This is a genomic window from Mycolicibacterium tokaiense (genome assembly GCF_010725885.1).
Lineage (GTDB): Bacteria > Actinomycetota > Actinomycetes > Mycobacteriales > Mycobacteriaceae > Mycobacterium > Mycobacterium tokaiense.
In genome coordinates this window covers 2,737,332-2,751,697 of sequence record NZ_AP022600.1, presented here as the reverse complement: position 1 = coordinate 2,751,697, position 14,366 = coordinate 2,737,332, and the positions used below count along the sequence as shown (strand labels likewise).

General features: G+C 67.8%; 10 protein-coding genes and 1 pseudogene. 3 read left to right on the top strand and 8 right to left on the bottom strand.

Going from position 1 to position 14,366, the window contains the following annotated elements; genetic code table 11:
- Window positions 1–3 precede the first annotated feature (3 nt).
- The 5 genes from G6N58_RS13315 to G6N58_RS13295 form a co-directional block, all read right to left on the bottom strand.
- The gene (locus tag G6N58_RS13315) at window positions 4–288 is read right to left on the bottom strand and encodes an antitoxin (RefSeq protein ID WP_068915147.1); all 285 of its coding nucleotides are present in this window, start codon (window positions 286–288) and stop codon (window positions 4–6) included.
- A gap of 5 nt (window positions 289–293) precedes the next feature.
- Complete coding sequence (locus G6N58_RS13310) at window positions 294–2,672, bottom strand: cation-translocating P-type ATPase (RefSeq protein ID WP_115278380.1); 2,379 nt, start codon at window positions 2,670–2,672, stop codon at window positions 294–296.
- Complete coding sequence (locus tag G6N58_RS13305; RefSeq protein WP_115281540.1) at window positions 2,669–4,228, bottom strand: serine hydrolase; 1,560 nt, start codon at window positions 4,226–4,228, stop codon at window positions 2,669–2,671. The genes G6N58_RS13310 and G6N58_RS13305 overlap by 4 nt, the downstream gene beginning before the upstream one ends.
- A 63-nt stretch (window positions 4,229–4,291) precedes the next feature.
- On the bottom strand, window positions 4,292–5,419 hold the full coding sequence (locus G6N58_RS13300; protein ID WP_115281541.1) for an MBL fold metallo-hydrolase: 1,128 nt from the start codon (window positions 5,417–5,419) through the stop codon (window positions 4,292–4,294).
- A gap of 13 nt (window positions 5,420–5,432) precedes the next feature.
- Window positions 5,433–6,167 carry an enoyl-CoA hydratase gene (locus G6N58_RS13295; protein ID WP_068915145.1) on the bottom strand — a complete coding sequence of 245 codons (735 nt, stop codon included), beginning with the start codon at window positions 6,165–6,167 and terminating at the stop codon, window positions 5,433–5,435.
- A 36-nt stretch (window positions 6,168–6,203) separates the two neighbouring features.
- On the opposite strand from G6N58_RS13295, the gene G6N58_RS13290 reads away from it, so the two are divergent.
- Window positions 6,204–7,676: a carboxyl transferase domain-containing protein gene (locus tag G6N58_RS13290; protein WP_115278381.1), complete on the top strand. Its 1,473-nt coding sequence runs from the start codon at window positions 6,204–6,206 to the stop codon at window positions 7,674–7,676.
- A gap of 9 nt (window positions 7,677–7,685) precedes the next feature.
- Here the strand turns inward: G6N58_RS13290 and G6N58_RS13285 are convergent, their stop codons facing one another.
- Window positions 7,686–9,263, bottom strand: coding sequence for a DUF222 domain-containing protein (locus tag G6N58_RS13285; protein WP_272866092.1), 1,578 nt, complete (start codon window positions 9,261–9,263; stop codon window positions 7,686–7,688).
- 85 nt (window positions 9,264–9,348) lie between these two features.
- Between G6N58_RS13285 and G6N58_RS13280 the strand changes: the two are divergent.
- Window positions 9,349–10,733 (top strand): annotated as a pseudogene (locus tag G6N58_RS13280) (IS256 family transposase).
- A 585-nt stretch (window positions 10,734–11,318) separates the two neighbouring features.
- Window positions 11,319–12,128, top strand: coding sequence for a VOC family protein (locus G6N58_RS13275; RefSeq protein WP_115278383.1), 810 nt, complete (start codon window positions 11,319–11,321; stop codon window positions 12,126–12,128).
- Here the strand turns inward: G6N58_RS13275 and fgd are convergent.
- A complete protein-coding gene (gene fgd / locus G6N58_RS13270; protein ID WP_115278384.1) occupies window positions 12,125–13,135 on the bottom strand; it encodes a glucose-6-phosphate dehydrogenase (coenzyme-F420) in 1,011 nt (336 codons plus the stop codon). The genes G6N58_RS13275 and fgd overlap by 4 nt on opposite strands.
- Window positions 13,132–14,361 carry an amidohydrolase family protein gene (locus G6N58_RS13265; protein ID WP_115278385.1) on the bottom strand — a complete coding sequence of 410 codons (1,230 nt, stop codon included), beginning with the start codon at window positions 14,359–14,361 and terminating at the stop codon, window positions 13,132–13,134. Before G6N58_RS13265 ends, fgd begins: the two co-directional genes overlap by 4 nt.
- Window positions 14,362–14,366 lie beyond the last annotated feature (5 nt).

Here is a 14,366-nt window from a genome sequence, read left to right as displayed (position 1 = left end):
GGATCAGTGCTGGCCCGGGGGTGTCTGCGGTGCGGCCGGGGGTGTCTGGGGCGGCGGTGCGGCCGGCGGCGTCACCGGTGGTGTGGCCGGCGGCGGAGTCTGGCGGGCGCCCTGCTCCTTGACCGCCTTTTTGGCCTGCTCCTGCACCTTGTCGACGGTGCCGGCGTACTTGCCCTGGGTCTTCTTGTCCACCAGGTCGCCGGCCTTGTCGATGACCTTGTCCACCTTGTCGGCATTCTTGCCCAACAGGTCTTTGCCCGTCTTCAGGGCCTTGTCGAGGAATCCCATGGTGTTCAACCTACCCGCCAGAAATGGCGTTTCTCACCCAGAATTCTGCCCTGCAACCACCACAGCATCTCGATTGCCAGCGCCGCGATGGCGCCGATGACCAGCGCTGTGGACGTCACCTCCGGGTTGGAGGGGTCCAGCATGAACTTCTCCCTGGCCAGCGGGATGGCGAAGATCACCACGTAGGCCAGCCCGGAGGCCGCGACCAGCGCCACCCGCCACCACTCGTAGGGCCGGGCCACGCAGGCCAGCACCCACACCGCCGAGACCAGCAGCGTGATCAGTGCCGCCGTCGACGCCTGGGTCTGCACCTGGACCGGGGCGTCCTGACCTTCATAGGCCAGCAGGTAGGAGACGAACGTGGCGATGCCGACCACCAGGCCCGTCGGCAGCGCCGCCACCATCACCCGGCGCACGAAGCCGGTGTGGGCCCGCTCGGTATTGGGTGCCAGCGACAGCACGAAGGCCGGGATACCGATGGTGAACCACGCGGCGATAGTGACGTGGATGGGCTGGAACGGGAACAACAGCGGGTCGCTGCCGAACAGCTTGGACCCGAGGCCGGCGATGCCGACCAGCAGGGCCAGCAGCACCGAGTACACCGTCTTGGTGAGGAACAGGTTGGAGACCCGTTCGATGTTGCCGATCACCCGACGGCCCTCGGCGACCACGTACGGCAGCGTGGCGAACTTGTTGTCCAACAGCACGATCTGCGCGACGGCGCGCGAGGCCGGGCTGCCCGAACCCATCGCCACGCCGATGTCGGCATCCTTGAGCGCCAGCACGTCGTTGACACCGTCGCCGGTCATCGCCACGTTGTGCCCGCGCGACTGCAGGGCGTGCACCATGGACCGCTTCTGGTCGGGGCGCACCCGGCCGAAGGTGGTGTACTCCTCCAGCGCCTCGGCCAGCTGCCCGGTCTCCGCGGGCAGCCGGCGGGCGTCCATGGTCTGACCCTGCAGGCCCAGCGATCCGGCCACCGCACCCACCGACACCGCGTTGTCGCCGGAGATCACCTTCACCGAGACCTTCTGCTCGGCGAAGTACTCCAGCGTCTCGCGGGCATCGGGGCGCACCTTCTGCTCCAACACCACCAGCGCTGCCGGCGTGACCTGCCCCGGGGCATCGGCGGCGTCGACCCGCTGCTCGCAGGTCCCCAGCAGCAGCACCCGCAGCCCTCGGGACCCGATGCGCTCGGCGTCGGCGGCCTCGGGCGACGACGGGTCCAGCAGCACGTCCGGCGCACCGATCACCCAGTTGCCGTGACCGTCGAAGGAGGTGCCGCTCCACTTGGTGGCCGACTTGAAGGGCGCGGAGGCGGTGGCCGTCCAGCCCGCCGGCTGTGGGTAGGCCTCGGCGATGGCGAGCATGCTGGCGTTAGGACGGGCGTCGTGGTGGGCCAGACAGCCCAGCGCTGCCGAGACATCCTGGCCGTCCAAGGGTTTGACCTCCGCGAGCCGCATGCCGTTCTCGGTCAGCGTGCCCGTCTTGTCGGCGCACACCACGTCGACGCGGGCCAGGCCCTCGATGGCGGGCAGCTCGTTGACCAGACACTGTCGCCGGCCCAGCCGCACCACCCCCACCGCAAAGGCGATGGAGGTCATCAGCACCAGCCCTTCGGGCACCATCGGCACCAGCGCGCCGACCATGCGCAGCACCGACTCCCGCCATCCGGCGTCGGTGGTGAACAGTTGGGTGTAGATGATCAACGCGCCCGCCGGCCACAGCAGATAGGTGATGAAGCGCAGGATGGTGTTGATGCCGCTGCGCAACTCTGATTTCACCAGGGTGAACTTGCTGGCTTCCTCGGCCAGTTTCGCGGCGTAGGCCTCGCGGCCCACCTTGGTGGCGCGGTAGGCCCCGGAGCCGGCGACCACAAAACTGCCCGACATCACCGCGTCGCCGGTGTCTTTGGCGATCGGGTCGGCTTCCCCGGTCAGCAGCGACTCGTCGACTTCGAGGTTGCTCTCCTCGACCACCTGCCCGTCGACCACGATCTGGTCACCGGGACCCAGTTCGATGATGTCGTCGAGCACCACCTGATTGGGCGCCAGGGCAGCGGTGCCCGACCGGCGGCGCACCGTCGGCTTGGCCTGGCCCACGATGGCCAGCGCGTCGAGCGTCTTCTTGGCCCGCAGTTCCTGGATGATCCCGATGCCGCTGTTGGCGACGATCAGCAGTCCGAACAGCCCGTTGATCAGCGATCCGGTGGCCAGGACGATCAAGAACAACACGCCCAGGATCGCGTTGATCCGGGTCAGCACGTTGCCGCGGATGATCTCCGAGACGCTGCGCGCCGCCCGGGTGGGCACGTCGTTGGTGTGGCCGGCCGCGACCCGCTGGGCCACCTCCTCATCGGTGAGACCTGCTGCTGCGTCGATCATCGCAGGAACGTCCCCATCCCTTCGTCGTCGAAGTATTCGAGTATCAGACGGTCACCGGTGAAGGTGGCCTTGGAGACACTGCCGGGCGGGAAGTTCTCCGAGAAGAACTCGAACGTGAAAACGTTTCCGTCCCAGTGCTTCAGCGGCCACACCTCACCCTTGGGGCCGAGCGCGAGGCCCAGCGTGCCGCCGGATTCGGTGACGGTGGCGGGCCCCCAGTAGGGGTTGGTGTAGGTCCCCGCCAACTCTGCCAGCGGCGGGGCCGGCGCCGGGCTGGACGGAGGCGTCTGTCCCACCAGTTCACCCACGGGCGCGGCCATCTGCGCGAACGCCGCGCCGTAGAGGCTTCGCCAGTCCTCCCGGACCTCACCGAACTGGACCAGATCGGCGAACTCCGCGGTGATGGTCTCCACGAGTCCGGTCGGGGTGGCGTTGGACAGCGCGACGATCCCGACGTCGGCGGAGGGCAGGATCACGACGTTGCTGGCGGCACCGGTCTCGAAGGCACCGGAGTGGCTGAGCTGGGTGCGGGCCGCCGATGTGGTGCCGAGGTTGAAGCCGTACCCGTAGAACCCCGTTCGCTCGGCCGGCTGCGACGGCGGGCTGGACACGATCTGCGGGGTCAGGGCGGGCAGCAACGCCTCGGGGGTGGCGATCTGCGTGCCGTCCACGGTGCCGTTGCCCAGCACCATGGTCAGCCAGCGGGTCATGTCGTTCACCGACGAGCTGACGCCGCCCGCGGGGGCCTGGGCGTCGGCGTTGCGCTCGTGCAGCGGCTGATAGCCGCCGTCGATCGCGAGGTGGGCCAGCGCCTTGTCCGGCCGGGCCTGGTAGTCGGCGAACCGCGAGCTGGTCGACGTCATCCCCAGCGGCTCATAGAGCACCTCGGCGGAGAGGTCCTCCCAGCTCTTGCCCGCACTGACCGCCACCGCCTCGGCGGCGGCGGTGAGCCCGAAGTTGGTGTAGGCATAGGAGATCCGGAACGGGTCCAGTGGCAGTTCCCGCAGCCTGTCGAGCACCTGGCGCCGGTCGAAGCCCAGATCCTCGAGCTTGTCGCCGGCGTGGTCGGGCAGCCCGGAGCGGTGCGAGTACAGGTCACCGACGGTGAGTTGGCCCGTCGCCGCCGGATCGGCGAGGGAGAACCACGGCAGGGCGTCCACGATCCGGGAGTCCCAGCCGATGGCTTTCTGCGAGACCTGGTGCGCGACGACGGTGGCGCCCACCGGTTTGGACAGCGACGCCAGCTGGAACACGGTGTCGGCGTCCACGGCGTTCTCCGGCGTGTCACCGGCCCGGTTGTCCTTGACTCCGAAACCCTTGGCGTACAGCGTTTCTCCCCCGCGCACCACAGCCACCGCCAGCCCTGGCACCCCGGACGACGTCATCAGTTCATCGACGATGCGGTCCAGCTGACCGACGGCGTTGTCGACGGCGTTGTCCGGCAGTGGCATCGCGGGCACCAGCGGAGGCGGCAGTTGCTCGGTGCTGGTGGGCGGCGCCGCGGACGTGCTGGGGGCGGCCGGCTGCGATGGCTCGGCGCAGCCGGCGACCAGCATCAGGGCGGCGGTGGCGGTGACAGCACGGACCAGGCTCCAGTTCACAGCGAGAACGGTAACCGCTCAGAACCGCCACCACGGGTCCAACTCGGGGTCCGGCGTGGCCGACAGTTCCGCGCCCACCCGCTCACCCGGGCGCGGCACCGCTGCGGTGACGTGCTCGGTGCGCGCTGCCACCAGCATCCGCTCGATGGGTTCGGACCACGGGTGCGGCGCCAGCCGGAAGGTGGCCCAGTGGATGGGGACGAGGAGTCCCTTGCCGGCGTCGGTGACGTCGCGGTGCGCCCGCACGGCCTCCTCCGGGTTCATGTGGATGTCCGGCCAGCCCGGGTGGTAGGCACCCACCGGCATCAGCGTCAGGTCGAAGGGCCCGTGGTCGTCGCCGACACCGGTGAAGGCCGTCGTGTAGCCGGTGTCCCCGCCGAAGAACGCGCGGTGGCGGGGGCCGATGACCGCCCAGGACGACCAGAGGGTGGTGTTGCGGGTGAGGAACCGTCCGGAGAAGTGCCGCGCCGGGGTGCAGACCAGTTCGAGATCGCCGAGGTGCCCGGACTGGCCCCAGTCCAGCTCCACGATCCGCTCGGACGGCACGTGCCATTCGCGCAGGTGTGCACCGATGCCCAGCGGCACGAAGAACGTCGACCGCTGGGTGCGGGCCAGCGCCTTGATGGTGTCAATGTCCAGATGGTCGTAGTGGTCGTGGCTGATGATCACCGCGTCGATGGCCGGTAGGGCCGCCAGCGGTGCGGGCACCGCGTGCAGCCGCTGCGGGCCGACCGACCGCGACGGTGAGCACCGGCGGCTCCACACCGGGTCGGTCAGTACCCGGTAGCCGTCGACTTCGAGGACGGCCGACGAATGCCCGTACCAGGTGACGGCCAGATCCGCAGCCTGGGTGCCGCCGGTGGGGGTGACCACCGGGATGTCCCCGGGCGGATGGGCCTCGGAGCGGCCGAACACCAGGTCGGCGACCAGCGCACCCTGTTCCTGCGGCGACAGGCTGATGGTGGACGAGGGTTCGGCGTTGTGGAAGACGCCGTCACGGAACTGCGGTGAGGACTGGGCCACTGCGGCGATGGCGGCAGGTCCGGCCCCCAGCGCCGACGGGGTGCCCTGCAGCGCTCGCAGTGCCCAGCCGCCCGTCATCAAGGTGGCGGTTCCGCCGACCAACCGGACCGCCTGGCGCAGCATCTCGGGTGCCATCTCAGGCGCCCTGGAAGTTCGGTGGCCGCTTCTCCATGCGGGCGACCTGGGCTTCGATGACGTCCTTGCTGCCCCAGGCGGCGTCGAACAGCTCCTTGTGGTGCGGGGGCATGTCGGCAAGGTAGGCGCCGTCGTCGTTGAGGATGCGTTTGGAGCTGCGGATCGACAGCGGAGCAAGCCCGGCGATCTCGGCGGCCCATTCCTGCGCATCGGCCAGTGTCCCGATCCGGTTGGCCATTCCGGTTTCCAGCGCCGTGTCGGCGCTGAGGCGCTCGGCTCCCAGCAGCATCGCGCGGGCGCGGCCGTAACCGACCAGGCTCACCAGCCGGTGCACACTCCAGTTGTCCAGCGCCAGGCCGTATTTGGCGATGGGGAACCAGAAGTACGCATCCGGCACCACCACCCGCAGATCGCAGATCATGGCCAGTTGCAGGCCCGCACCGATCGCGGGGCCGTTGATGGCGGCGATCACCGGGACCGGCACCTGGTCGATGGCCTTGTTCAGCGCCACCGCCTTGTCGGGGAAGTCGGCGGCGAAGACGTCGCCCGACAGGTCGGCGCCGGCGCAGAACACCGTGCCCGCGCCCGTGAGCACGATGGCGCGGACATCCTCGGCAGCCTCGCGCTGGATGGTTTCCCGCAGCCCGTCGACGAGTTCGCTGTTCAGCGCGTTGCGCCGCTCCGGGCGCTGGAGTTCGATGGTCGTGACGTTGCCGACGCGGGTGACACCGATCATGGGGCCAGGGTAGTTGACCCCACTAGCCTCATCCCCGTGAGCCGCATCAGTGCCGTCGAACTGCGCGACGCCGTCCTCGACGAGGGGTCCTTCCAGAGCTGGGACGTCGCTCCCGTCGACGTGCGGCCGGATGCGGCGTATTCCGCCGACCTGGCGGCCGCCCGGGACGCGACCGGGCTCGACGAGTCGGTGCTGACCGGCGAGGGCACCGTGTTCGGCCGCCGCGTGGCGGTGGTGGCGTGCGAGTTCGATTTCCTGGCCGGGTCCATCGGGGTGGCCGCCGCCGAGCGGATCACCGCCGCGATCGAGCGCGCGACGGCCCTGCGGCTGCCGCTGCTGGCGTCGCCGAGTTCCGGTGGAACCCGCATGCAGGAGGGCACCGTCGCATTCCTTCAGATGGTGAAGATCGCCGCCGCGGTGACCCTGCACAAACGGGCGCAGCTGCCGTACCTGGTCTACCTGCGCCATCCCACCACCGGTGGGGTGTTCGCGTCCTGGGGGTCGCTGGGCCACATCACGGTGGCCGAACCCGGCGCCCTCGTCGGGTTCCTGGGGCCGCGCGTGTACGAGCACCTCTACGGTGAGCCGTTTCCGTCCGGGGTGCAGACCGCGGAGAACCTGCAGCACCACGGCGTGATCGACGGCGTGGTGCCGTTGACGCTGTTGCGGGGCACGCTGGACCGGGCGTTGAAAGTGGTCAGCGACATTCCCGAGCCGGCCCCCGTAGCCGAATCGGGTGACGACCTGCCCGACGTGCCTGCCTGGACGTCGATCGAGGCGTCGCGCCGGCCCGACCGCCCCGGGGCGTCGCACCTGCTGCGGCACGGCTGCACCGAGCGGGTGCTGCTGTCCGGGACCGGGCAGGGTGAGACGGCGTCGACCACGCTGCTGGCGCTGGCTCGGTTCAGCGGTCAGCCGGCGGTGGTGCTCGGCCAGCAGCGCGTGACCGGTGGCCTGGTGGGTCCGGCATCGCTGCGGGAAGCGCGCCGGGGAATGGCGCTGGCGGCGGGGTTGGGTCTGCCGCTGGTGTTGGTGATCGACACCGCCGGGCCCGCGCTGTCCGCCGAGGCCGAGCAGGGTGGGCTGGCCGGTGAGATCGCCCGGTGCCTGTCTGATCTGGTGACCTTGGAGGTGCCGACGGTCTCGGTGTTGCTGGGCCAGGGCAGCGGCGGCCCGGCCTTGGCGATGGTGCCCGCGGACCGGGTGTTGGCGGCGTTACACGGGTGGCTGGCGCCGCTGCCGCCGGAGGGGGCCAGCGCCATCGTCTTCCGCGATACCGATCATGCACCGGAATTGGCTGCGGCGCAGGGGGTTCGATCGGCTGATCTGCAGCGAGACGGCATCGTCGATGTTGTGGTGGGCGAATACCCGGATGCCGCCGATGAACCGGTGGCCTTCTCCGAGCGGATGGCCCGGGCCATTGCCGTGGAATTAGCCGCGCTGCGGAAGCAGCCCGCGTCGCAGCGGTTGGCCGCGCGGCTGGACCGCTACCGCAGGCTGGGGCTGTAGCGCCCCCTCTCAGAACGGTGGTGGCCTGTTCCATTCGGCGACGTGGGTGTCGTTGAGTTTGCGCTCGGCGTTGATGCGGTAGGCGCGTTGCTTGGCGTGGTTGCGTTTTCGGTATGTGGGGATGTGGTTGATCTTGCCGGGCGGGGTGGGTGTCGGCGGCGGGGTGGTGATCGGGGCTGAGGTGGTGTTGATGGTGGGGAAGTAGAGGCGGCTGGCGGGTTTGCTGGTGTAGGTCTGCCCGGTGGGGGTGGTGATGGTGATGGTGCCGTCAGGGGCTTGGCTGTCGGTCCACCCGGCCCAGAAGGTTTTGCCGAAATGGTGCAGTTTGCAGTACATCTTGCCGCCGGAGGCATGGGTTTTGCCGGCCGGCCAGGGGGTGGTGTGATCCCATTCGCAGAACTGGGCCGGGCGGTCGCAATTCGGGAACCGACACGTCAGATCGCGGGCGGTGGTCCACTCCTGCAGGGCTGTTGACGGGCGGTACCGCTGTTCGGGGTCCGTTCCCGGTGCGGTGAGGTGGCGGACTGGTGCGCCGCGGGCGATGAGCGCGGCGATCAGCGGCGCCGGCATCGCGCCGAAGCCCACCAGGATGCCCGGCGGCGGATTGGGCACGCAGGGTGCTGGTGTCTCCGCTGCTTCGTTTTCGCTCTCGGGCTCCTGCTGAACGTCTGCTGTGGGCCGGCATTCGGCAGGTGAGCCATCGTTGGTGCTCTCCTGCTCGCGGGCGGGCTCTGGCTCCCCGTCGAGGGGGACGCGGGTGCCGTCGGGGTAGACCAGGGTGATGTCACTGCGCGGCTGGCCAGGGTCCGGCGGCAGCGGGGCATCGCCGTCCATCAACGGATCGGGCTGTGCGTCGAGGGTGGCCGCTGCGGTGTAGATGTGCACCACCACCTGCGAGGCCCGTCCATCATCGTCGGCAGCGGCGGGGCACTCCGGGTTCCCGCACTGGCACGCCAGGTGGAAGAACCCGGCTCCCAGCGCCCCGTGGGCATCAGCGCGACGCTGATCCAACGTCCGCGGATCGTCTGTGCAGACCCCTTTGGCCATCGCGGTGATCCGCTGCCAATACAGAGCGGCATCGGCACCGGTCAACCGCAGCAGGACCTCAGTGACCCCGTCTTTGGTTTCCAGGATCTCCACACCCCGGTCACGGACCCGCACCCGCACCCGCCGCACCGCCGCCGGATCGAAACGATTCACCCAGACGTCGATGGCGTTATCGAGTTTCTTGACCGACAGGGCACCCCAGGTGGTGGCCGCCTCAGCGATGTAAGCCTCCACGGTGGCCAGTACGTCGGGGTCGATGATGTTGGCGGTGCGGTGCACGATGCGCCGGGCGATGTATTCCGAGATCTGCCCGCCCAACAACAACTCAGCGACCTTCGGCAACCGAGTCGCCAACGCCAACCCGATTTCCATGTCGTTGGACGCCCGGCCGTGGCTGGTGTCGCTGGCCAACGAGATCTCCGCGGCGGCGGACTTCCACGCGGCTTCGGTGTCCTCGACGGTGTCGTAGTCATCGGTGTAGGTGCGGCTGGTCTTCTCGGCGATGAACAACAACCGGTGGGCGGCGACGGTGGCGGCCAGGGCGGTGTAGGTGGTGATCGCATCGTGGGCGTGTCAGATGGTTTGTGTAGGAGCTGCATGAGCCAGATGGAGCACGATGATGTCCATGGTTGTTCGGCAGGACAGTCAGGCCGGTGACGGCGATAACGGCGAGGAAGTAGACCGGCTGGAGTCAGGCCGGCAGGCGTTCGAGGCGTTGAAGGCCTCGGGCGGTTTCGACGACGTGCTGGCCAAGATCGACGCGGGTGAGCTGCAGTTGACTGGCGAAGGTGGCTTTCTGCAGGAGATGGTCAAGGCGGTCCTGGAGCGCGGCCTGCAGACGGAGCTGACCGGCCATCTCGGCTACGACAAGGGCGATCCCGCTGGGCGGGTACTTCCCAACGCCCGCAACGGTTTCAGCGCCAAGACAGTCTCTAGCGAGGTCGGCGACGTCACCCTGGCCATTCCACGTGACCGTGACGGCAGCTTCATTCCGATGCTGGTTCCGAAGGGCTCGCGGCGCATCGGTGGACTGGATTCGATGATCATCAGCCTCTATGCCGGCGGGATGACCGTCCGCGACATCGAGCATCACCTGGCCACCACGATCGGCACCGAGATCTCGCGGGAGACGATCAGCAAGATCACCGACGCGGTGCTCGAAGAGGTCCTGGAGTGGCAGCGCAGGCCGCTGGATCCGATGTATCCGATCGTCTATCTGGACGCTCTGGTGATCAAGATCCGCGACGGTCATCAGGTCCGAAACAAGTCCGCTCACATCGCTGTCGGAGTCGATATGGACGGGATCCGCCACGTGCTGGGGATTTGGGTCCAGCCCACCGAGGGAGCGAAATTCTGGGCTGGAGTGTGCGCTGAGCTGGCCAATCGTGGCGTTAAGGACGTGCTCATCGCCTGTGTGGATGGGCTAACCGGCTTCGGCGACGCGATTGCCGCGACGTGGCCGCAGACCATCGTGCAAACATGCACGGTGCATCTCCTTCGGTCATCGATGCGTTTTGTTGCCTACGGCGATCGCAAACAGGTGGCCTCTGCGTTGCGCCTCATTTACACCGCACCCACCATCGATGCCGCGGAAATCGCTCTGCACGAGTTCGCCGCGTCCGCTTGGGGGAAGAAGTACCCGACTACGGTTCGAGCCTGGGAGGCAGCCTGGGACCGCTTCATTCCGTTTCTGTCGTTCCCGCCGGCCGTCCGCAAAATTATCTACACCACCAACGCCATCGAGTCGCTGAACTATCAACTCCGCAAAATCATCAAGAATCGTGGTCATTTCCCGAATGATCAAGCGGCAGTGAAGCTTTGTGGCTTGCGATCTGCGATATCGAAGACAAACGCTCCCGAGAACGCGTTCGTCACCGCGACCGAACGACGCCCCAGCGGTACAAGCAAAGTAACCGTCTCGTCGAAGGCGCCATCGTCACTGGGTGGAAGCACGCACTAGGCGCCCTGGTCCTGGCCTACCCAGACCGACTAGAGCCATACATTTACTAACCAGCGTACTAACCAACGCGGCTCATACACAAAAGTCTTGACAAGCTCCGCATCGTCGAGTTGCACGTCGGTCATCTGCGACCGCGCTGCGCAATCGGGCAACCCTGCGAACATGACCCCACGATATAGACCGGGTCCGACAAAAACTGGCCGCCGAAAACAGAAGTGACAGATGAGTTTTGCACGAATCTTGAGTGTGGACTTGATCCCCGCCGCGCCTCAGAAAGTGGGTAACAACTCCACACTCGAGCAACCGACACCCGCACCGCCCTGCAGAAGTGGCAGAGCCGGACTCACCCGTGCCGAGCGTGCGCACACTGCACACAAACCACGGCGCCCCCGTACAAACACGCACGCTCGGCGGTAGAGGTGGGGCACGGCCCGAGTGTGGACATAATCCCCGCCGCGCCTCAGAAAGTGGGTAACAACCCCACACTCAAGAAGCCGGCACCCCCCAGTGGCAGAGCGAGAGTCACCACACGCGAGCGTGCGCAAACTGCACAGATTCCATGGCGCGCCTCCGTACAAACACGCACGCTCGGCGGTTGGTCAGACGATGTCAGACCCCGGGGGCACCATGGGGCCATGACCGACACACGTACTTATCCGCACGGCGTGCCCTGCTGGGTCGACGTCGTGGCCACCGACCTCGACGAGGCCAAACATTTCTACGGCAGCCTGTTCGACTGGACGTTCCAAGACGCCATCCCGGCGGAGGCTCCCGGCAGTTACCTCATCGCCACACTCGGCGGCGAGGACGTCGCCGCGATAGCACCTGCCGAACCCGGCGACGAGATCGCGTGGCGCACCTACATTGCCGTCGATGATGCGGACGCCACCGCAGCAGCCGTCACCGAAGCAGGCGGCACGGTCATCCTGGCACCGGTCGATGCGGGACCCGGGGGCCGGCAAGCCGGGTGCCGTGACCCGCTGGGGGCGCTGTTTCACGTGTGGCAGCCGCGCAACCGGCCCGGCGCGCAGGCGGTGAACATAGCGGGCACATGGAACTTCAGCGATCTGAGCACCACCGACGCCGCGACCTCCCGCGCCTTCTACGCCGCCCTCTTCGGATGGGAGTTCGACGACACCCTGGTGCGACGGCCCGGGTACGGCGCCCACCTGCAGGCCACCGTCTACCCCGACATCGTGACCGTGCAGTCGGAGATCAACGCTCCACCCGGGTTCGAGGATGCGGTGGCTTGGCTGGTCAACGGAGACACCAACTCCTGGCAGGTTTCCTTCGCCGTCGAGGACCGGGACTCATCGGCCGAGAAAGCCGAGAGTCTCGGGGCGTCGGTGATCTCCCATGAGGACACCGAATGGACCAGGACGGTGACCATCCGTGACCCGCAGGGGGCGCTACTGACACTGAGTCAGTTCACTCCGCCGAATTAGCCCAACTGTCGCAGGCGGGGTTCCAGATCCCGTTGGAACAGTTCCAGGAAGCGGCGCTGATCATGACCCGGTGCGTGGAACACCAGGTGGTTGAGACCCCAGTCGACGTAGTCCTTGACCTTCGCGACGGCCTCATCGGGATCGGAGGCCACGATCCAGCGTTTGGCGACCTGCTCGATGGGCAACGCGTCGGCAGCTTTCTCCATCTCGATCGGATCGTCGATCGAGTGCTTCTGCTCGGCGGTCAGCGACAGCGGCGCCCAGAACCGGGTGTTCTCCAAGGCCCGTTCAGGATCGGTGTCGTAGGAAATCTTGATCTCGATCATCCGGTCGACTGCGCCCGCGCGCTTGCCTGCGGCTGCCTCACCCTCGGCGACGGCAGGCAGCAGCTTGTCGGCATAGAGTTCTGCCCCTTTGCCCGAAGTGCAGATGAAGCCGTCGCCGGCGCGGCCGGCGTACTTGGCGACCTGAGGTCCGCCGGCTGCGATGTAGATAGGGATGCCGCCTTCGGGCACGTCGTAGATCGACGCCCCCTTGGTGTAGTAGTAGTCGCCGTCGAAGTCGACGCGGTCACCGAGCCACAACTCCCGCATGAGGCGCACCGACTCCCGCAGCCGGGCATAGCGTTCTTTGAACTCCGGCCAGTCGCCGGTGAATCCGGTGGCGATCTCGTTGAGCGCCTCACCGGTGCCCACACCGAGGAAGATCCGGCCCGGATACAGACACCCCATGGTGGCGAACGCCTGCGCAATGACCGCCGGGTTGTAGCGGAAGGTCGGGGTCAGCACCGAGGTGCCCAGCTGGAGCCGCTCGGTGCGCTCCCCCACCGCTACCAGCCATGCCAGCGAGAACGGCGCATGTCCACCGTCGTGGCGCCACGGCTGGAAGTGATCACTGACCGTGGCACTGTCCATCCCGTGCGCCTCGGCGGCCACCGCCAACTCCACCAACTCACGCGGCGCGAACTGCTCCGCCGACGCCTTGTATCCGAGCTTCAGCGCCATCAGCAGCAGCCACTGCGCGGAGCCGCCGGGGCGGGTTCGGGGACCGGAGCCGCCGTCGCCCCACGCCAGGACACGCTGCGTGACGGCGGCGGAGTCTGCTCGCTGCGCGTCTCGACCAGCGGCACACCGTCGATCACCACGGAGGCGATGCCCGGAAGATCACCCAGCGCAAAACATTCCAAGGCGTCGCTGCCGGTGGAGCCGGTGATGGGGCCCAGCACCAGGAAATCGGCGGGGCGGCCGACCTCGAGCAGACCGGTGTCCAGTCCATGGGCGCGGGCGGTCTGACCGGTACCCGCGGCGACGGCCGACACCGGGTCGAGCCCGCAGACCGAGGCCAGGAAGCAGAGGTTGCGCAGCATGCCGCGCGGGATCACACCGGTGCCGCCGGGCGTGTCGGTGCCCAGGGTCAGACGCTCGATCTGATCACGTGAGATGAGCTGTTCGACAACCAGTTTGGTGGCGCGGTAGTTCATCGAGCTGCACACCTCGAGCTTGGCTGCAGGCAGCTCCTCGATGATGGCCAGGATGTCGGCATCCGGCGCCGGGATGGGCCCACCGGAGATATGGCCCACCACATCGGGTTCCACTGCGAGCACGACATCACGCCCGGCCACCCGGCTGGAACCCGAGCGCGAAACCCCACCCGAGTGCATCTTGACCGTCATGCCGCGCTCATGCGCCCAGGTGACGTACTGCTGGGCTTCGCCGTCGCCGAGCCGGTTCCAGTCGTAGAAGATGAACTTGAGCTGATCGATCCCTTCGCGGGCAGCCCGGTCGAAGTGCTCCTCGGTCATACCCGGCACCAGAAGGATGGTGCCCGCGTTGACCTTGACCCCCGACGGTCGCATCCGGCCGGTGGTGTGCTTGGACGTGATGGCAATGCTGAGCACCAATTCCGGTGTGAGCGCGGTGAAGTCGAGCCCGGGAATGTGCAGTTCACCCGCGGAGACCATCGAGGTGTTCCCGCCGTGCAGGTAGTTGCGGAACCAGCCGACGGCATTCTGCGCCGGTGTCCACTCCCCGAAGGTGGGGTGGATGTGGCCGTCGACCAGACCCGGCATGACGGTGAGCCCGCCGGCCGAGAGCACCCGGTCGGGCGACGGGTGGTCGGTCCCGATTCCGGTGATGACGCCGTCCTCGACCACCAACGTGGTGTCACGCACGGGCTCCAGGGTCCGGTCGCCCTGCACCAGGACGCCGATGTCTTCCACGAGCAGAGTTGTCATGGTCC